This window comes from Kitasatospora sp. NPDC048239 (assembly GCF_043202015.1).
GTDB lineage: Bacteria > Actinomycetota > Actinomycetes > Streptomycetales > Streptomycetaceae > Kitasatospora.
Genome location: NZ_JBICZP010000002.1, coordinates 425051 through 442652, shown reverse-complemented (window position 1 = coordinate 442652; position 17602 = coordinate 425051). Strand labels below are relative to the sequence as shown.

Here is a 17602-nt window from a genome sequence, read left to right as displayed (position 1 = left end):
GTCGTCAGTGCAACTTAACCAGGCTTTAGCCGAGTTCCCACCGTTAGCAGACGGTTACGACAACCGCCCGCCACAGCCCGCCGTCCGTGTGTGGCGCCGCCCCGGCCGCCCGGCGTGTGAGGATTGGGACATGTCCGATGTCTCCTCTTCCTCCCCCGACGACGTCTCCAGCCTCCCGGCCGCGACCCCGCTCACCCGGGCCGCGCTGGAGATCGACGAGTACGCCGCCACCCTCGGCTGGGACCTCCCGGCCCGGCTGTTCGCCCTCGTGGACAGCGCCGCGCTGCGCAAGGCCGACCCCCGGGTCGCCAAGCAGCTCGGCCTCGCCGACAGCGACGAGCCCGGTCTCACCCCGGTCGAGCAGGACGAACTGCCGGCCGGCATGGAGCTGGACAAGTTCCTCGGCACCATCGCCTGGCCCGACGCGGTGGCCGGCTGCGCCCTCGTGGTGGAGCGGCTGATGCTTCCGCCGGGCGCCGAGCAGTCCCGCCCGCGCAACGCCAGCGACGCCCAGCTCGCCGACTGGGTGGCCAACCACCCCAAGCGCGAGGAGGTGCGGATCACCGCCGCCGTGCTGCGCAACGGCAAGAAGGAGATCGCCCTGCGGCTGCGCTCCAAGGACACCGCCCGCGAGGTGCTGACCGGCCCCGACCTGGTGCCGGGCCTGACCAAGGCGCTGCTGGCGACCTTCTCCTGACCCGGCCTTCCCGCCCGGTCGGCCCCGGCCGCCGGGCGGGGCCGGTGGCCGGCTGCGGCGGCTCTGCTACTTGGTGCAGGACGGCAGCGCGGAGGTCTGCCCGGAGCGGACCTGCTCCAGCGACTTCAGTGCGCCGTCCAGCGTCTCGGCCTTGATCAGGGTCAGCCCGGACGGGGTGGCCTTGCTCGCCTCGGCGCAGTTGGCGGCCGGGGTGAAGAAGTACTCGGCGCCGGCGTCGCGGGCGGCGATCAGCTTCATCGATATGCCGCCGATCGGGCCGACCCTGCCGTCGTCGGTGATGGTGCCGGTGCCGGCCACGAACCTGCCCGCCGTGAGGTCCTCCGGCGTCAGCTTGTCGATGATGCCGAGCGAGAACATCAGGCCGGCGCTCGGGCCGCCGACGTCCTGCAGGCCGATGTCGATCTGGAACGGGTAGGTGTGCCGGATCCCGGCCACGATGCCGACCATCGCCGCGTCGGCGCGGTCCGGCTTGAGCGTCGGGTCGACGTCCCCGGCCCGCCTGGTGACGACGGCGACATCGGTGCTGGCGGCCGGGTCGGCCTTGGCGCCGTTGGCGTTGGCGTCCTTGACCCGCGGGACGACGGTGAACATCACCAGCTCGCCCGGCTTGTGCTTGGTGACGGCGTTGGCGACGTCCTCGGGGGTGGTCACCGGGGTGCCGCCGACGGCGACGATCTGGTCGCCGGCGTGCAGTTTGCCCTCCGCCGGGGCGCCGGCCGCGACGGACTTGACGATCAGCTCGGCCCCCACCGGGATGCCCAGCTGGGTGAGCGCCGCCGTCCGGGCGCTGTCCTCGGAGGAGGCGAACTCCTCGGCGTTCTGCCGCTTCGCCTGCTCGTCCGTCTGGCCCTTCGGGTAGACGTTGTCGTGCGGGACGACCAGCACGTCGCCGCGCAGCCACCCGACCACCGCGGAGACCAGGCTGGGCTCGTACTTGGCGCCGGTGACCTGGACGGTCGTCATGTTGAGGTGGCCGCTGGTCGGGTACGACTCGTGGCCGGTGATGCTGATCACCGGCTTGCCCGTCTTGTCCTGCATCCCGAGCGTGTTGTACGTCGGCCCGGGGCTCATCTCCGTGTACGGCACCTTCGTCAGCACCGAGACGCAGAGCAGCGCTATGAGCAGCAGGGTGGCGGCGAGCATCGTCGCAGAGCGGCGTGGCATGCCTCGACAGTACGGGACGCGGGTGACGCGGCGCCCGCCGGGCTACCGGCCGGGACGCTCGCCCGAGGCGCTGTCCGCGGTGGTGCGTTCCATCGCGGCCATGAAGCGCCGGTGTTCGGCCAGTGAGGCCGGGTCCCCCGTGGCTCGCGGGGCCCGTTGGGCCCACCCCGCCCACAGGGCGGCGAGCAGGACGGCGACTACCGGAATGATCAACCAGGCGAGCACAGCCATCTCAGTACTCCCAGCTCGTCGTGTCTATGAGCAGATTAACCACCCCGGCGGACAACGCAGGTGGCGCCGTCCGGGTTACGGGACGGCCGATCGGCTCACTGCCAGGGAGTATTCGGCGCACCGGTCCACACCCGTTCGGGTGAGGGCCCGGCGCGCCTGCCGGAAAGCGGTGCGGCGGGGGGCTTCAGCGGCTGCGGCGGAAGCCCTGCGGCAGCTGCCGGCGGGCGGCCTTCAGCAGCTGCCGGCGCCGACCCACTCCTCCTCGCCGTCGGAGAAGACCTGGTGCTTCCAGATCGGCACCTCGTGCTTGAGGTCGTCGATCAGCCGGCGGGCGGCGGCGAACGCCTCACCCCGGTGGGCGCAGGAGACCGCGACGATCACGGCCTTGTCGGTGATCTCCAGCCGGCCGATCCGGTGCACCGCGGCGAGCGCCCGGACCGGGAAGTCCGCGACGATCTTCTCCGCGATCCGCCGCATCTCCTGCTCGGCGGTGGGGTGGCAGCTGTACTCCAGCGCGGCGACGGACTTGCCGCCGTCGTGGTCACGAACCGTCCCGACGAAGACGGTCGTACCGCCGGCCGCGTCGTCGCCGACCGCCTCGTACACCTCGTCGAGCGAGAGCGGGGTGTCGCGGACGGCGAGCAGCCGGATGGGGTCGTGGTTCTCGGACATGACTCCATGATTCCCCATCCCGGGTGGTTTCGGGCAAGGGGCTTCCGTATCACGATTGCAAAATTTCGCATCGTGAGAACGGGATAGGGAATCGACCGCCCCGACCGGTCAGAAGCGGCGCCGCTTGCGGGCCCGGCGCACCAGCGCCGCGGTACCGACCAGTGCCACCGTCGCCCCCGCCGCCCCCAGGCTGGTGGCGGCCTCCTTGCCGCCCAGCCGCCGCCCGGCCACCGCGTGCTTGCCGGAGACCTGCGCCAGCAGCTCCGCCAGCACCTGCTCGTTGCTGTACACCGGGCGCCAGCCCGCCTCGTGCAGGCGGCTGCCGGACACCACCCACGGGTACATGGTGTACGCGAGGTCCCCGGCCGGGGCCGGGGTCAGGCCCAGCCGGTGCAGCCGGGCGGCGGTGCCCAGCGCCAGCGAGGCGGGCAGCTCCATCCGCCGGATCCCGGAGAGCCGCTCCACGTCCTCCTGCTCCAGCCAGCCGTCGCAGCCGACGGTGACCTCGCCCTCGACCAGGCCGAGCGCCGCGTACTCCAGCGCCGCCGCCAGGTCGTCCACGTGGCAGAACTGCCAGCACGGCCGGGAGCCCGCCACCACCAGCAGCCGGGGCGCCTCGAAGTGCCTGGTCAACACGGTGTCGACGCCCGGCCCGACCACCACGGCCGGACGCAGCACGGTGACCTGGAGGCCCGGGTGGGCGCGCGGGGCCCGCCGGGCCAGCCGCTCGATCTCCAGCAGGTCGCCGACCAGCGAGGCCTCCTCGGTGGCCCGCAGCTCCGAGTCCTCGGCCAGCGGCACCTCGTTGTCGGCCAGCGCGCCGTAGACCATCGCCGAGGTGCAGAGCACCACCCGGTTGACCCCGGCGGCCGCGGCGGCGGTCAGCACGGTCTGCGCGCCGCGCACGTTGTAGGCGCTGCGGGCCCGCGGGTCGGACTCCATGCCGAGGTCCATCGCGAGGTGGACGACCACGTCCACCCCGGCCAGCCGCTCGGCCACCGCCGGGTCGCGGACGTCCAGGATCCGCCACTGGACGCCGGGCACCTCCCCGCGGCGGTCGTCCACCGCGAGCACTTTCTTCACGCCGGGCGAGGCCACCAGGCGTGCGGCGACGCGCTCGCCGAGCACGCCGGCGGCGCCGGTCACGGCCACGGTCAGCGGCCTTCCGCCGTAGGCTGGAGGCGGCGACGCCGTGATGTCCGGGGCGTCCTCACCTCCGGTCAGCCCAGAGCGAACGTCCGAGGGCGGGGAACTCACCGGCCATCCTCCACGGTTAGCTTATGTGCGTACGTACGTGTGTCAGTACGTCCATCCTGCCCGAGGCTAAGGCCCGGCGGTGCACCCGGCGCGGGCCAGCCGCGCGGGAGCCGCCCACCGGCCACGAGTCCCCCACTCCGCCGACCGCCTCGGACCGGCAGTTTTCTCCCGCCACCACCCGCAAGACGGCCGACCGGATCGAGGACCCCGTGAGCGACCTTCCCTTCGGATTCGGCGTTCCGCCAGAGGAGCCCGAGGACGGCAAGGACAAGGACAAGTCCGAGCAGGACAAGCCCCAGCAGGGCAAGCCCGAGCAGAGCGGCCAGTCCCCGTTCGGCTTCGCCGGGAACCCGCTCGGCGCGCTGTTCGGCATGGGTATGCCGGGAGCCCCCGGTGGGCCGGGCGCCGGCGGGCCCGGTGCGGACAACCCTTTCGCGGCGATGTTCGGCGGCCTCAACCCCAACGACCTCGGCGCGGCCTTCCAGCAGCTCGGGCAGATGCTCTCCTTCGAGGGCGGCCCGGTGAACTGGGACCTCGCCAAGGACATCGCCCGCCAGACCGTGGTCGCCGAGCCCGTCGAGGGCAAGAGCAAGGACCGCTCGGTCAGCGCCACCGAGCGCTCGGCCGTCGCCGAGGCCGTCCGGCTCGCCGACCTCTGGCTGGACTCCGCCACCGAGTTCCCCTCCGGCGCGGGCACCGCCGTCGCCTGGAGCCGCGCCGAGTGGATCGAGGCCACCCTGCCGGTCTGGAAGGACCTCGTCGACCCGGTCGCCGAGCGGGTCGGCACCGCCATGGGCGGCGTGCTGCCCGAGGAGATGCAGGCCATGGCCGGCCCGCTGATGGGCATGATGCGCTCGATGGGCGGTGCCATGTTCGGCACCCAGATCGGCCAGGCGCTCGGCGCGCTCGCCGCCGAGGTGGTCGGCTCCACCGACGTCGGCCTGCCGCTCGCCCCGGCCGGCAAGGCCGCGCTGCTGCCGCAGAACATCGCCGAGTTCGGCGAGGGCCTGAACGTGCCCGCCGACGAGGTCCGGCTCTACCTCGCCCTGCGCGAGGCCGCCCACCAGCGGCTCTTCGCCCACGTGCCGTGGCTGCGCGCCCACCTGTTCGGCGCCGTCGAGGCCTACGCCCGCGGCATCAAGGTGGACAGCTCCCGGATGGAAGAGCTGGCCGGCCAGCTCGACCCGAGCAACCCCGAGGCGCTTCAGGAGGCGCTCGCCGGCGGCCTGCTCCAGCCCGAGGACACCCCCGAGCAGAAGGCCGCGCTCGCCCGCCTGGAGACGGCGCTCGCGCTGGTCGAGGGCTGGGTGGACGCCGTCGTGCACGCCGCCGCCGAACCTCACCTCCCGCAGGCCGGCGCCCTGCGCGAGACGGTCCGCCGCCGCCGCGCCGCCGGCGGGCCCGCCGAGCAGACCTTCGCCACCCTGGTCGGCCTGGAGCTGCGCCCGCGCCGGCTGCGCGACGCCGCCCGGCTCTGGGCGCTGCTCGCCGACGCCCGCGGCATCGAGGGCCGCGACGACCTCTGGCAGCACCCCGACATGCTGCCCACCGCCGCCGACCTGGACGACCCGGACGCCTTCGTGCACCGCGGCAGCGCCGACGGCCTGGAGGGCGGCCTCGACTTCGACGCGATCGACCGGCTGCTCGGCGAGGCGGCCGCCGGCGGCTCGCCCGCGCCCGACGCCAAGCCCGACCTGACGAAGAAGGACGAGGACGAGGACGGGAAGGGCGAGCCCACCGCATGACGATCACCGACCCGGGCGCGTCGACCCGGCCCGCCGCCTCGCTGCACGCCGACGCCGTCCGCACCCTGGCCGGCTGGCAGCCCGCCGACCCGGACCAGGACCAGCTGCGGCGCGACTACCTGAACCACCTGGCCGAGCAGCCCGAGGGCCTGTACCGCTCCTGCCTGCCCGCCCACATCACCGCCAGCGCGGCGGTCGTCGACCCGGCCGCCGGGCGGGTGCTGCTCACCCTGCACCCCAAGGTCGGGATGTGGCTGCAGATGGGCGGGCACTGCGAGCCGGGCGACCCCGACCTCGCCTCGGCCGCGCTGCGCGAGGCCACCGAGGAGTCGGGCATCCCGGACCTCGTGCTGCTGACGGTCGGCGGCGTCCCGGTGCCGGCCAAGCTCGACCGGCACCAGGTGCGCTGCACCGGCAAGGACCGGCCGGAGAACACCCACCTCGACGTCCAGTACATCGCGGTGGCACCGCCCGGGGCGCAGGCGCTGATCAGCGAGGAGTCGCTGGATCTGCGCTGGTTCGACTTCGACCGGCTGCCCGAGCTGACCGACCACTCGGTACGCGACCTCGTCGCGCGGGCCAGGGAGCTGACCGCCCGCGGTTGAGGTGAAGTCATAGAGAAGGGGCGCGGGCCAGACGGCCCGCGCCCCTTCTTGTCGGCCTGGTCGGCCCTCCTCGGGCCGTCGTCGCGCCGTGCCGTCCTCGCGCTGTCCTCGCGCCGTCTGCTGTCCTCGTGTTGTCGTCCGGCGGGGTGTGCGTCAGCCGCAGGAACCGGCGGGGTCCGGCTCCGGCCGGGCGCCGGGGATGTGCGGCAGCCGGGCCGCCGAGACCACGCCCTCCAGATAGCCGCGGGCCCGCTCGGTGCGCGGATAGGCCTCCAGCAGCGCCCAGAAGGCCGGGCCGTGATCCGGTACCAGCAGGTGGGCGAGCTCGTGCACCAGCACGTAGTCGACCACGTACTCCGGCATGCCCTGGAGACGGTGTGAGAGCCGGATCGTGCGCTCGCTCGGGGTGCACGACCCCCAGCGCGAGTTCTGGTTGGTGACCCAGCGCACCTGGGCGGGCTGGGCCCGGCCGCCGAGATAGCCGGCCGAGAGCTCACGCGCCCGGGCGGCCAGCGCGTCGTCCCCGAGCATCCGGCGGCTCTCCTGGGCCGCCAGCTTCTCCAGCATCTGCGCGACCCAGCGCTGCTCCTCGGCGTGCGACATCCGGGCCGGGATCAGCACGATGGTGCGGTCGCCCTCGCGGTACGCGGACACGGTGCGGCTGCGGCGGGCGCTGCGGCGGACCTCCACCCGGGAGCGGTCGAACTGTTTCTCGACATGCGCTTCACCGTGCTTGTCCGCGCCCTGAGGGGGCGGCGGCGGTTCCGCGGATGTCGGCCGCTGATCAGGGCGCCCGCGCGTGCTCGGCGCCGCTACCTGCGACCCGGACGCTGCACGGGCACGCCGACGCGACGCCGGGGGATGGGAGTCCCGTTCGGCTGCCATGGCACACGACGTTACCCGGTACCCCTGACAGAAGTCCGCTGCCGTGGCCGAAATCTTTCGTGGAGTGATCGCGAACGAAAGGCCGACAACTGGTGTCCGGAATGCGACCTCGGACCGGACGGCGAGTTATCCACAAGGGGTGCGAACCGATGGTGTGATCATGGACTCGCACCTGTGGATAACCCAGAGCACGACGTCGTTCCGATCGGGCATGCTGCCGTCAGCCGTCCGGAAACGATCGGAAGGGAAACCACCGTGCGCCTTGCCCTGAAGCCCGCCCTCTCCCGCAGCTGGCGGGACTCCGACACCCTGCAGTTCGGCACCGTCCAGCGCTACGCCGGGGTGGTCGAACGCGCCGACAAGACCCTTTGCGACTTCCTCGGGCTGCTCGACGGGACGCGCGAGCGGCCGGAGCTGCTCGCGGCCGGCGAGCGGGTCGGCCTCGGCCGCGACCCGGCGGACGCACTGCTCGACGAGCTGGAACAGGCCGGGCTGCTGGACGACGCCGACGCGGTGGGCGCCGCGCTGGGGCGCTACCCGCAGCCGCACCGCGATCTGCTCGGGCCGGATCTCGCCTCGCTCTCGCTGGTCCACTCCAGCCCGGGCGCCGCGCCGGCCGTCCTGGCCCGCCGGGCCGACCTGCGGGTCGAGGTGCGCGGCGCCGGCCGGGTGGGGGCGGCGCTCGCTGCCGTGCTGGCGGCGGGCGGGGCGGGGGCCGTCACCGTGGTGGACAACGGACGGGTCGGCCCCGGAGACTGCTCCCCCGCGGGCCTGCCGCCGGGCGACGTCGGGCGGCTGCGGGCGACCGCCGCCCGCGAGGCCGTCCAACGGGCCTCGGCACGGCGGCCGGCGCCGAGCGGCGGCCGCGTGGGGAAGGGGCCGCCCGATCTGGTCGTGCTGGCGCCCAGGGACGGCAGTGGGGCGTTCGCGGGTGGCACGTACGCGGCCAGGGAGCTGCTGCGGGCCGGTGTGCCGCACCTGTACGTCGGGGTGGTGGAGGAGATCGGGGTGGTCGGGCCGCTGGTGGTCCCCGGCGTCTCGGCCTGCGGCCACTGCCTGGTGCTCACGAGGGAGGACGAGGACGCCGCCTGGCCCCGCCTGCTCGCCCAGCTGGCCGACGATGGCCCCGGCCGGGCCCGCACCCCGGCCTGCGACACCGCGTTGGCGACGGCCGTGGCCGGTCTCGCGGCGCTCCACGTCCAGCTGTACCTCGACGGCCTCCGCCCACCCAGCGTCGACGGCTGGAGCGAGATCTCCGCGGGTGACGGTATGTCCCGCCGCCTGCGGTTGAAGGGCCATCCGGACTGCGGCTGCCTCTGGCAACCGCTGCCGCCACCGAACTGACCACGACCACCGACCCCTCGGGAAGGGAGGCCTGTCTGGCCATCAGCAGCTGGGGACCGAGCGCCCTGCGTCCCGCCGTCCTGCCCGCTGCACCGGGCAGGACGGCGGGAAGGGGCAGCCGCGGGCCCGGCGGCGGCCGCATCCGGCGCGGGCAGGACGCGGGTTGGTGTCGGCAGCAGGCGGGCAGCTGTCGACAGGGCGTGGGCAGCTGCCGGCCGCGCGCGGACAGATACGGGAAGGGCGCGGGCAGATGTGCGCAGGTGTTGACCGGGACAGCCAGCAGGCCGAATGAAAACGAAGCGGAGGTGGTGGGAGGGGGAGGGGGGTGGGCCCCAAATCGCAGGTCAGCCCGCCGGCCTCGGGCGCACCGCCCGAGGCCGGCGGAACACCGCAGGAGGCCCGGCCCCTCCGCCCGCAGCGGAGGGGCTGGTTGGAAGACCCTCCCCCACCCGCCGGCAGGCCAGGCATCAGCCGCCTCGCCCGGCAGATCAGTTGAAGAACCCCACGCCCTCCACCCCAGGCAACCACCGCGCACAGGAAGTCGGGCCGGCCGACTTCCTGTGCGCAGGCCAACAACCACCTGCCACAGGGGGCAGGGGGCAGGGGGCAGGGGGCAGGGGGCAGGGGGCAGGGGCGGTGAACCACCCGCAGAACACCCGAGGGCCCGGCAGGCTGCACCCCGGCCATCACCCCCGGGCCCCGCAACCCCGCCCGGCCCCACCGCCAGGGCCGCCTGCCCACGCACACCACCAACGCCCCATCCCACCAACGCCCCACCCCGCCGCAGGGCCACCCACCAGAAGGGCGGTCGGCCTACCTCCCACCCTCGACAGGCGACGGCTCGGGGAGGACTCGCCAGGCCTCCTCAAGGGGCAGCACATGACCGGCCATCGCCTGGAGGTCCCCACCGAGCGCGGCCCGCGAGCGCAGGCCCGGAAGGTGGTGGTCGGCGTAGTGCCGATGGGCAGCCGGACCGGTCCAGAGCGAGGTCACCAGACAGCGGCTCCGGGCGAGTTGGGTGACGACACCGGCGAGCATGCCGCCGGCCGCCGCCATTCCCGGGGCCCAGACCTCTCGCTGGACCTCCAGGAAATGGTCCTCGCGGCCGGGCAGCAGTCGGCAGTCGGCGACCCTCAGCAGTGTCGCGCTCTTCAGGGCCTGCGGAAGGTCGGCCGCGTCGCCCGCCATCTCCAGGACGGTTCCGCCCGCCGCGATCTCGATCGACCGGTAGCCCGCGTCCTGCCGGATCCCGGCGACCACCGCGTCGTGCCGCTCGTCCATGAAGCGCCTGTACATCCGGGCATCGGCCCACATGCCCAGCACATGGGCCCGGCCGGTGGCGGGATCCCAGCCTCCCACCTGCCCGACCAGGCCCGGCTGGTCGCCGATCACCGACCAGGCGCTCTGACCGGCGGAGAACACCCCTCGCGCGGCCGTCGGCACACCGCAGCTGATCCACTTGCCCCACATATCCGGTCGGCCTCCCGACAGATCGACACCACGAACTCACCGCAGGACTCATCCGACGGCAGACCCGCCCGGGGCATCAACGGTCCGCAGTCGCATGAGCGCGGACCCAGCGACGTAGGACCCTCCGTCAACAGCCTCCGTCAACGGCCGCCGTCAACAGCCGCCGGCGCCCCGCCACCCGGCTCCCCCCGACGGTCGGGCCCCGGTAGGGCGGCACCTCACCGCCGGTGGAAGGCTGTCCCGGACTTCCTCGGCTCGGCGGCGTTCTTCGGCCGGGCCGACGGCCCCGGCCCGGGAGGCCACCGAGGTAGGGGTGGGACTGGGGCAAATGCGAGCGGGCCCGGGGCGGGGAGCGGGCACAATGGCGTAGTGATGGCCGGCCCTCCGTTGTGGGGGGCCGGGGGCGTGTGGGATTGGAGGCCCGGGTGAGCGATCTACCGCGCAAGGCAGTGACCCGCACGGCACGGCTCGCCGCCCTGCCGCTGGGGATAGCCGGTCGGGCCACACTCGGACTGGGCAGGCGGATCGGGGGGCGGTCGGCCGAGGTGGTGACCGCCGAGCTTCAGCAGGCCACCGCGGACCAGCTGTTCAAGGTCCTCGGCGAGCTCAAGGGCGGGGCGATGAAGTTCGGGCAGGTGCTGTCCGTCTTCGAGGCCGCACTGCCGGAGGAGGTCGCCGGGCCCTACCGCGCGGCCCTGACCAAGCTGCAGGACGCCGCTCCCCCGATGCCCGCCGCGAAGGTCCACACCGCGCTCGCGCAGCGGCTCGGCAAGGACTGGCGGGAGCTGTTCCGCCGGTTCGACGACCGGCCCGCCGCCGCCGCGTCGATCGGGCAGGTGCACCGGGCGATCTGGCACGACGGGCGCGAGGTCGCGGTGAAGGTGCAGTACCCGGGTGCGGGTGACGCGCTGTTGGCCGATCTGTCGCAGCTGAGCCGGGTGGCCTGGCTGCTCGGCCCGCTGATCCCGGGGCTGGACATCAAGCCGCTGATCACCGAACTGCGCGAGCGGGTCGCCGAGGAGCTGGACTACGAGCTGGAGGCGGCCGCGCAGCGCAGGCACGCCGAGGTGTTCGCGGGCGATCCGGACATCGTGGTGCCCGGTGTGGTGGCACAGGCCGACCAGGTGCTGGTCACCGAGTGGATGGGCGGCACCCCGCTGGCCGAGGTGATCGCCTCCGGCACCCAGGAGGAGCGCGACCGGGCGGGGCACCTGCTGGCCCGGTTCCTGTTCGCGGGCCCGTCGCGGACGGGTCTGCTGCACGCCGACCCGCACCCGGGCAACTTCCGGCTGCTGAAGGACGACGGTCCGGCGGCCGGCTGGCGGCTCGGGGTGATGGACTTCGGCACCGTCGACCGGTTGCCCGGCGGGCTGCCCGCCCCGATCGGGGCGTCCCTGCGGATGGCGCTGGCCGGGGACGCGGCGGGTGTGCTGGAGATGCTCCGCGAGGAGGGCTTCGTCAAGCCCTCCATCGAGCTGGACCCGGATGCGGTGCTCGACTACCTGGTGCCGATCATCGAGCCGGCCGCGGTGGACACCTTCCACTTCACCCGGACCTGGATGCGGGCCCAGGCGGCCCGGATCGCCGACCCGCGCTCGCCCGCCTACAACCTGGGCAAGCAGCTCAACCTCCCCCCGGCGTACCTGCTGATCCACCGGGTGACGCTGAGCACCATCGGTGTGCTCTGCCAGCTGGGGGCCAACGCGCCGTTCCGGGCGGAGATGCTGCGGTGGCTGCCGGAGTTCAACGACCAGCCCGAGCCGGCCGCACCGGCGAAGAAGCGCGGGGCGGCCGGAAGGCGCTGACCCACCCCGCGCCGACCCACCCTGCGCCGGCCCCCCGCGCTGATCCACCCCGTACAACGGCCGAAGGCCGCTCCCCGCGATGGGGGGCGGCCTTCGGCACGACGGGGGTGAAACGAACCTGGCTGTGACTACATCAGCGCGACGGCGAGGGCCTTGCGGGCCCGGAGCGAGGCGCGTTCGGCCCTCTGCTTGAGCCGGCGGGCGCGGACGACCCGGCTGACGAGCCGTTCGTGCTCGGCCTCCTGGAGGCGCTCTTGCATATGGGCACGGGCCAGGGATTCGTGGAGAAGTTGCATCTCAAGGGTCCTGTTCTGGATCTGAAGTTCAGTGGTCTGCTCGGCGCGGACGGTCGGATCGATGGCGGCGGCGGTCATGTGGTGGTCCTGCTCGTGGTGCGACGTTGGGAAGGGGACGGTGCGGGCGGCGTCGGCCTTGGCGGCGGCAAGACGCACGGAGCGACGCAGGGCGCTGTCCAACGGGGGCTGCTCTCCCCGACGGACGGCCCGGGCTCCGAGCGCGGGGTTCACGCTGCGACCTCGGTCTTGCGCGGACGGCCACGCGGACGCTTCCGGGCCACGATCACGCCCTGGACGAAGAGCTCGCCGCCCCAGACGCCCCACGGCTCGCGCCGCTCCAGCGCACCGGTGAGACAGGCGTCCTTGACCGGGCAGGTGCCGCAGAGGGACTTCGCGTACTCGACGTCGGCGGGCGTCTCGGCGAAGAAGACCTCCGGGTCGAAGGTGCGGCACGGGATGGGCTGGCCAAGCGCCTCGGCCTGGTCGATCGAGGTGAGCTGCATAAGAGAAACCTCCGGGGGGTCGGCCTGGTCGGCCTTGGTGTTCTGGCTTGTCGGCGGTACGGACGGGATGGGCGGCGTGATGACCGTGGACACTGTTGGCGTCTTCCTCGTCTTTTCAGTGGGTCCGGCTCAGCTGACTGGTGGGGCTGGGCCGGAGGCCCCGGGGGGCCTGGGTCGGTCTTGCGTACCGGACAAAACAGAAGGGCCGCGGATCCCGTTTACGGGTTCCGCGGCCCTGGAGGGTGCCGACCTGAGGCTTCTCAGGTTCGTTCTCTCCAGGGTTCAGGCCCGCGGAAGGCCCGCATCCGGATGGCCGTGGCGCCCGTAAAGGCGGCCTTGGCCTGGTTGATCTGCTGCTCGTTCTGCTTCTGGGCGTTTCCGGCACCGATGGCCTGCGCATAGCCGCCATGCATGGCGGCCGCTACTGCTGCCTTCGGTGCCTGGGTCGGTCGCTCATCACGCAGGGAGCGCGACATGGCGACCGGGGCCCAGTCACGGGACAGACCGGTCTCGACGGAGGTGCCTTCGCTGCCGCCCTTGACGCCCGTGCTGGAGAGATCAGTGTGTCCAAGACCACTGACAGCGGGGACGACGGAGGCGGGAACGACGGAGACACCGAGGGTGTCGAGACCCAGACCGGTTCCGCACAGCAGGGCGAGGGCCCGCAGGCGGGCATCACGCACGGAGGTAGCGTCGACGGTCTGGCCAGTCAGTTTGGTGATCATGATGGTTTCCACTGTCTTCGCCTCCTCTCGGCGTCTCGCGGAGCCTGGTCTCCCGGGCTCCGAACTGTTCGGATGTCTGTCTCGGTGATGCAGGTGGTGCAGGTGAAGCTGTGGCGTGCAGGGGAATGCGTGACAGGTGTGACCCCGTGCGACCGCGTCCCCTTGACCGCTCCGGCAGGCTATTGCGCTCCCGGTATGGCGCGCAAACTATTTTTCCGGCGAGTTCTCGGCGAGGTTCTCCGGCACGTTCGCCGGTGAGCCCCAGCGGGTTGCGGAGCCGCGGTCCGAACCGCCCGGGCAACCGACCGGAGTGGTCCGGGTCGACTCAGGCGGGATCACCCGGATCGCCGTCCTCGACGTCGACCGGATCCTCCGCAGGCTCCTCCCCCGCACACAACGAGAGCACGGCGGCCCCGTACTTGTCCAGCTTCATCGCACCGACCCCCGAGATCACCGCCAGGTCCTGCCGGGTCCCGGGGACGTCCTCGGCGATCGCCATCAGTGTCGCGTCGGTGAAGACCACGTAGGCCGGCGCGCCCTGCTTCTTCGCCTGCCCGGCCCGCCACTCGCGCAGCCGCTCGTACAGCCCCTCGTCCATGGTGGACGGGCAGCTCTCGCAGCGGCGCAGCTTGCGCTCGACCGCCTCGGTGAGCACCCGCTCGCAGACCCGGCACTTGACCGGCCCGCGCACCCGGCGCCCGGCCGCGCGCTCGCCCGGCTCGACCCCGCCGCGCCCGCCCCGGCCTCCGGCGCGCACGCCCGGTGCGCCGGAGCCCGGCCGCAGGCCGTCCAGGAAGCGGGTGGGCTTGCGGCTGGCCCGGCCGCCCGGGGAGCGGGAGAGCGCCCAGGACAGCGAGAGGTGCTTGCGGGCGCGGGTGACGCCGACGTAGAGCAGTCGGCGCTCCTCCTCGACCTGCTCGTCGGTCTTCGCGTAGATGATCGGCATGGTGCCCTCGGTGAGGCCGACCAGGAAGACGGCGTCCCACTCCAGGCCCTTGGCCGCGTGCAGCGAGGCGAGGGTCACGCCCTCGACGGCGGGGGCGTGCTGGGCGGCGGCCCGGGCGTCCAGCTCGGCGACGTACGCGGCGAGGTCGGCCGGCTCCCCGGCGGCCGCGCGGGTGCGCTCGAACTCCTCGGCGAGCCGCACGAGTGCGGCCAGCGACTCCCAGCGCTCGCGGACCGCGCCGGAGCCGGCCGGCGGCTCCGGGGTGAAGCCGCGGCTGGCGAGGACGGCGCGGACCTGGGCGGCGAGCCCGGGGACGCCGTCGGTGAGCGGGTCGGAGCCGGCCCGGGCGGCGCCGCGCAGCAGCACGCCGGCGTCCCGCACCTCGGGGCGTTCGAAGAACCGCTCGGCGCCCTTGAGCTGGTAGGAGATGCCGAGGTCGGAGAGCGCCTGCTCGTAGACCTCGGACTGGCCGTTGGTGCGGAACAGCACGGCGACCTCGCTGGCCCGCACGCCCGCCGCCAGCAGGTCCCTGATCCGGCGGGCGGTGGTCTCGGCCTCGGTGGGCTCGTCCTCGTACTCGGTGTAGACGGGCTCGGGGCCGGCCTCGCGCTGCGAGACCAGCTCCAGCCGGTGCCGGGCGGCCTGGCCGCGGGCCTGGGAGAGCAGGCCGTTGGCGAGGTGGACGACCTGCGGGGTGGAGCGGTAGTCGCGGACCAGCTTGACCACCGTGGCCTCGGGGTGGCGGGTGCGGAAGTTGAGCAGGTAGTCGGGGGTGGCGCCGGTGAAGGAGTAGATCGTCTGGCTGGCGTCGCCGACCACGCAGAGGCTGCCCGCGGCGGTGCCGGTCCACTGGTCGAGCAGGCGCTGCTGGAGCGGGGAGACGTCCTGGTACTCGTCGACGGTGAAGTGCCGGTACTGGGAGCGGACCTGGTCGGCGATGTCCGGCCGGTCCTCCAGGATGGCGGCGGTGAGCAGCAGGACGTCCTCGAAGTCGATCACGCCGCGGCGGGTCTTGGCCTCTTCGTAGACGCGGTAGACCTGGGCGGTCTCGGCCGGGTCGCGGGGGGCCTCGCGGCCGGACTTCTGGACGGCGGCGGGGTAGTCGTCGGGCCCGATCTGGGTGACCTTGGCCCATTCGATCTCGGCGGTGAGGTCGCGCAGTTCGGTGCGCTGGACGCGCAGGCCGCAGCGGCCGGCGGACTCGGCGACGAGTTGGACCTTGCGCTCCAGCAGCTGGGGGACGGGCCCGCCGATGGCGCGCGGCCAGAAGTAGTGGAGCTGGCGCAGCGCGGCGGCGTGGAAGGTGCGGGCCTGGACGCCGTCGGCGCCGAGCTGGCGCAGTCGGCCGCGCATCTCGCCGGCGGCGCGGGCGGTGAAGGTGACGGCGAGGACCTGGGCGGGCTGGTAGACGCCGCTGCGCACGCCGTAGGCGATCCGGTGGGTGATGGCGCGCGTCTTGCCGGTGCCGGCGCCGGCGAGGACGCACACGGGCCCGTGCAGGGCGGTGGCGACGGCCCGCTGTTCCGGGTCGAGTCCGGCGAGTACCGCGTCGGGGCCGGAGGCCGCCCGGTGGTCGTCGTCGAACGGGCTGCCGCTCAAGAGGTCTTCCTGCATGCGTTCCATCCTCTCAGCCCGGTGGGACAACTCGGGCGGGGTTGTCCACAGGAGCGATGTGATCGCAGGATGATCGCTGTGCGTTCGGGCGTGCGGGCCTGCCCGTACGCCGGGCGCATGCGGCATGCCGGGCGCACGCGCAGTGCACCGGCCATGCACGCGGAATGACCGATGCGCGGCCTGCGTTCTCCCCTGAGACCGCACGCCCTCTTCCCGAAGGAGCCCCCTCGATGTCCGGCAGCGTGACGATGTACAGCACGACCTGGTGCGGGTACTGCAACCGACTCAAGAGCCAGCTGGACCGTGAAGGCATCGGCTACACCGTGATCAACATCGAGGAGGACCCGGCGTCGGCGTCCTTCGTCGAGTCCGTGAACAACGGCAACCAGGTCGTGCCGACGGTGCTGGTGACGCCGGTGGGCGGCGGCGAGCAGGTCGTGATGACCAACCCGAGCCTGATCCAGGTCAAGAAGGCCCTGGCGGCCTGACGGGTGCCGCGGTCCGGGCCGGGGCGTTACGGCGCCTCGGCCCGGGCCGGGTCCACCGGTGCGGCGGGCGCCGGCAGCGAGGCCCGGGCGGCGAGGTCGCCGACGCCGTAGACGAGTCGGCTGCGGTCGGCGGAGTAGCGGGTCTCGATGACCCGGACGGGCCCGCGCCGGTCGTAGGTGACCCTGGTCTGGACGACCAGCGGTACCCCGGGGCCGCCCTGGAACCACTGGGCCTCCTCCGGTCCGGGCATCCGGGCGACCAGGTGGTCGACGGCCCCGATCTCGGTGCGGCCGAGTGCGGCGAGCACCGCCTCGTCGCCGCCGTCGATCTGGTCGGGCTCCATCAGCGGGGTGCCCGCGGCGAGTCCGGCGCGGTAGTGGCTCTCCTCGATCGAGTAGGGCTCGCGGTCGAGCAGACGCAGTTGCCGGCGGACCACGATGGCCTCGCCGGGCCGCAGTCCGAGCCGTTCGGCGATGTCCACCCGGGCCCGGACGATCATCATCTCGAAGTCGACGCCGAGTTCCCGTCCGGCCTCGGCGGCCTCGCCGGCGTAGATGGCGGTGGGCAGGGCGAGGCAGTCGCGCGGCGCGGTCGGCAGGACCGGTCCGTAGGCGCGGTGGTCCAGGACGGGGTGCTCCCTGAGGTAGGTCCCCTTGCCCTGGAGCCGGACCAGCCGGCCCTCGTTGACCAGGACGTCGACGGCCAGTCGAACGGTGTTGCGGGCCACGCCGTACTGGCGTTCCAGTTCGCTCTCGACCGGCAGCGCGGACGCGGCGGTGAACTCGCCCTCGGCGATCCGGCGGCGCAGATCGGCGGCGAGGCGCTGGTATTTGGGGGATTGGGCGGTGCCCCGTGGGATTGTCACCCGAGTGAATGTAGCGAGCGCGGCGACGCGCTTTCAGCCGTTTGCGGCAATGTCGACCGGGATCGGTGACAGCGCCTTTCCCTGGTACCGCAGCCGCCCTGCACAGGGCCCCTCCGATCACGAACATCGGATCGGGAAAGGAAATTGGGGGGGGGGGGGGCGGGGGGGGGGGGCCCCCCCCCCAACCCCAAAAACCCCACCCCCGGGGGGGCGGGGGCGGCCGGCCCCCACGAGGAACCCACACAGTAGCGGCGGACGACCCGCCGCC

The 17602-nt window shown here is 73.4% G+C and carries 17 protein-coding genes; 6 read left to right on the top strand and 11 right to left on the bottom strand.

The window, feature by feature from the left end:
* The first annotated feature begins 130 nt into the window (after positions 1 to 130).
* A complete protein-coding gene (locus ACGFZP_RS06110; RefSeq protein WP_392929087.1) occupies positions 131 to 697 on the top strand; it encodes a PPA1309 family protein in 567 nt (188 codons plus the stop codon).
* 66 nt (positions 698 to 763) lie between these two features.
* On the opposite strand, the gene ACGFZP_RS06105 is transcribed toward ACGFZP_RS06110, so the two are convergent.
* The 4 genes from ACGFZP_RS06105 to ACGFZP_RS06090 form a co-directional block, all read right to left on the bottom strand.
* Complete coding sequence (locus tag ACGFZP_RS06105; protein WP_392929084.1) at positions 764 to 1882, bottom strand: PDZ domain-containing protein; 1119 nt, start codon at positions 1880 to 1882, stop codon at positions 764 to 766.
* Positions 1883 to 1924: 42 nt separating this feature from the next.
* Positions 1925 to 2113, bottom strand: coding sequence for a hypothetical protein (locus tag ACGFZP_RS06100; RefSeq protein WP_392929082.1), 189 nt, complete (start codon positions 2111 to 2113; stop codon positions 1925 to 1927).
* 231 nt (positions 2114 to 2344) lie between these two features.
* Positions 2345 to 2785, bottom strand: coding sequence for a molybdenum cofactor biosynthesis protein MoaE (locus tag ACGFZP_RS06095; protein ID WP_392929081.1), 441 nt, complete (start codon positions 2783 to 2785; stop codon positions 2345 to 2347).
* Between the two features lie 108 nt (positions 2786 to 2893).
* Entirely contained in the window at positions 2894 to 4042 is a 1149-nt protein-coding gene (locus ACGFZP_RS06090; RefSeq protein ID WP_392929080.1) for an NAD-dependent epimerase/dehydratase family protein, read from the bottom strand.
* A 209-nt stretch (positions 4043 to 4251) separates the two neighbouring features.
* Between ACGFZP_RS06090 and ACGFZP_RS06085 the strand changes: the two genes are divergently transcribed.
* Both ACGFZP_RS06085 and ACGFZP_RS06080 read left to right on the top strand, forming a co-directional pair.
* Positions 4252 to 5787 (top strand): zinc-dependent metalloprotease, encoded by a 1536-nt coding sequence (locus ACGFZP_RS06085; protein WP_392929078.1) that lies wholly within the window; start codon positions 4252 to 4254, stop codon positions 5785 to 5787.
* The gene (locus ACGFZP_RS06080; protein ID WP_392929076.1) at positions 5784 to 6392 is read left to right on the top strand and encodes an NUDIX hydrolase; all 609 of its coding nucleotides are present in this window, start codon (positions 5784 to 5786) and stop codon (positions 6390 to 6392) included. The genes ACGFZP_RS06085 and ACGFZP_RS06080 overlap by 4 nt, the downstream gene beginning before the upstream one ends.
* Positions 6393 to 6545: 153 nt before the next feature.
* Here ACGFZP_RS06080 and ACGFZP_RS06075 read toward each other — a convergent pair whose 3' ends face one another.
* Positions 6546 to 7082, bottom strand: a complete 537-nt coding sequence (locus ACGFZP_RS06075) for a M48 family metallopeptidase (protein ID WP_392929074.1) — start codon at positions 7080 to 7082, stop codon at positions 6546 to 6548.
* A 450-nt stretch (positions 7083 to 7532) separates the two neighbouring features.
* Here ACGFZP_RS06075 and ACGFZP_RS06070 point away from each other — a divergent pair, with 450 nt between their 5' ends.
* Positions 7533 to 8621 carry a ThiF family adenylyltransferase gene (locus ACGFZP_RS06070; RefSeq protein WP_392929073.1) on the top strand — a complete coding sequence of 363 codons (1089 nt, stop codon included), beginning with the start codon at positions 7533 to 7535 and terminating at the stop codon, positions 8619 to 8621.
* 813 nt (positions 8622 to 9434) lie between these two features.
* On the opposite strand, the gene ACGFZP_RS06065 is transcribed toward ACGFZP_RS06070, so the two are convergent.
* Positions 9435 to 10091, bottom strand: coding sequence for a DUF4937 domain-containing protein (locus tag ACGFZP_RS06065; RefSeq protein WP_392929071.1), 657 nt, complete (start codon positions 10089 to 10091; stop codon positions 9435 to 9437).
* Between the two features lie 425 nt (positions 10092 to 10516).
* On the opposite strand from ACGFZP_RS06065, the gene ACGFZP_RS06060 reads away from it, so the two are divergent.
* Positions 10517 to 11896 carry an ABC1 kinase family protein gene (locus ACGFZP_RS06060; RefSeq protein WP_392929069.1) on the top strand — a complete coding sequence of 460 codons (1380 nt, stop codon included), beginning with the start codon at positions 10517 to 10519 and terminating at the stop codon, positions 11894 to 11896.
* A gap of 128 nt (positions 11897 to 12024) precedes the next feature.
* Here the strand turns inward: ACGFZP_RS06060 and ACGFZP_RS06055 are convergent, their stop codons facing one another.
* The 4 genes from ACGFZP_RS06055 to ACGFZP_RS06040 all read right to left on the bottom strand — a co-directional run bounded on the left by ACGFZP_RS06055 (position 12025) and on the right by ACGFZP_RS06040 (position 15980).
* A complete protein-coding gene (locus tag ACGFZP_RS06055; protein ID WP_387944344.1) occupies positions 12025 to 12270 on the bottom strand; it encodes a hypothetical protein in 246 nt (81 codons plus the stop codon).
* A gap of 149 nt (positions 12271 to 12419) precedes the next feature.
* Positions 12420 to 12788 carry a WhiB family transcriptional regulator gene (locus ACGFZP_RS06050; RefSeq protein WP_392929067.1) on the bottom strand — a complete coding sequence of 123 codons (369 nt, stop codon included), beginning with the start codon at positions 12786 to 12788 and terminating at the stop codon, positions 12420 to 12422.
* A gap of 167 nt (positions 12789 to 12955) precedes the next feature.
* A complete protein-coding gene (locus ACGFZP_RS06045; RefSeq protein WP_392929064.1) occupies positions 12956 to 13432 on the bottom strand; it encodes a hypothetical protein in 477 nt (158 codons plus the stop codon).
* A gap of 313 nt (positions 13433 to 13745) precedes the next feature.
* Complete coding sequence (locus tag ACGFZP_RS06040; protein WP_392929063.1) at positions 13746 to 15980, bottom strand: ATP-dependent DNA helicase UvrD2; 2235 nt, start codon at positions 15978 to 15980, stop codon at positions 13746 to 13748.
* A gap of 230 nt (positions 15981 to 16210) precedes the next feature.
* Between ACGFZP_RS06040 and ACGFZP_RS06035 the strand changes: the two genes are divergently transcribed.
* Positions 16211 to 16468 (top strand): mycoredoxin, encoded by a 258-nt coding sequence (locus ACGFZP_RS06035; RefSeq protein ID WP_392929061.1) that lies wholly within the window; start codon positions 16211 to 16213, stop codon positions 16466 to 16468.
* 26 nt (positions 16469 to 16494) lie between these two features.
* Here the strand turns inward: ACGFZP_RS06035 and ACGFZP_RS06030 are convergent, their stop codons facing one another.
* Entirely contained in the window at positions 16495 to 17334 is an 840-nt protein-coding gene (locus tag ACGFZP_RS06030; RefSeq protein ID WP_392929060.1) for a GntR family transcriptional regulator, read from the bottom strand.
* Positions 17335 to 17602 lie beyond the last annotated feature (268 nt).

Coding starts and splice junctions, on each gene's coding strand:
- ACGFZP_RS06100 (WP_392929082.1), bottom strand. CDS start 2,113: ATGGCTGTGCTCGCCTGGTTGATCATTCCGGTAGTCGCCGTCCTGCTC.
- ACGFZP_RS06095 (WP_392929081.1), bottom strand. CDS start 2,785: ATGTCCGAGAACCACGACCCCATCCGGCTGCTCGCCGTCCGCGACACC.
- ACGFZP_RS06035 (WP_392929061.1), top strand. CDS start 16,211: ATGTCCGGCAGCGTGACGATGTACAGCACGACCTGGTGCGGGTACTGC.
- ACGFZP_RS06105 (WP_392929084.1), bottom strand. CDS start 1,882: ATGCCACGCCGCTCTGCGACGATGCTCGCCGCCACCCTGCTGCTCATA.
- ACGFZP_RS06080 (WP_392929076.1), top strand. CDS start 5,784: ATGACGATCACCGACCCGGGCGCGTCGACCCGGCCCGCCGCCTCGCTG.
- ACGFZP_RS06055 (WP_387944344.1), bottom strand. CDS start 12,270: ATGACCGCCGCCGCCATCGATCCGACCGTCCGCGCCGAGCAGACCACT.
- ACGFZP_RS06110 (WP_392929087.1), top strand. CDS start 131: ATGTCCGATGTCTCCTCTTCCTCCCCCGACGACGTCTCCAGCCTCCCG.
- ACGFZP_RS06065 (WP_392929071.1), bottom strand. CDS start 10,091: ATGTGGGGCAAGTGGATCAGCTGCGGTGTGCCGACGGCCGCGCGAGGG.
- ACGFZP_RS06040 (WP_392929063.1), bottom strand. CDS start 15,980: ATGCAGGAAGACCTCTTGAGCGGCAGCCCGTTCGACGACGACCACCGG.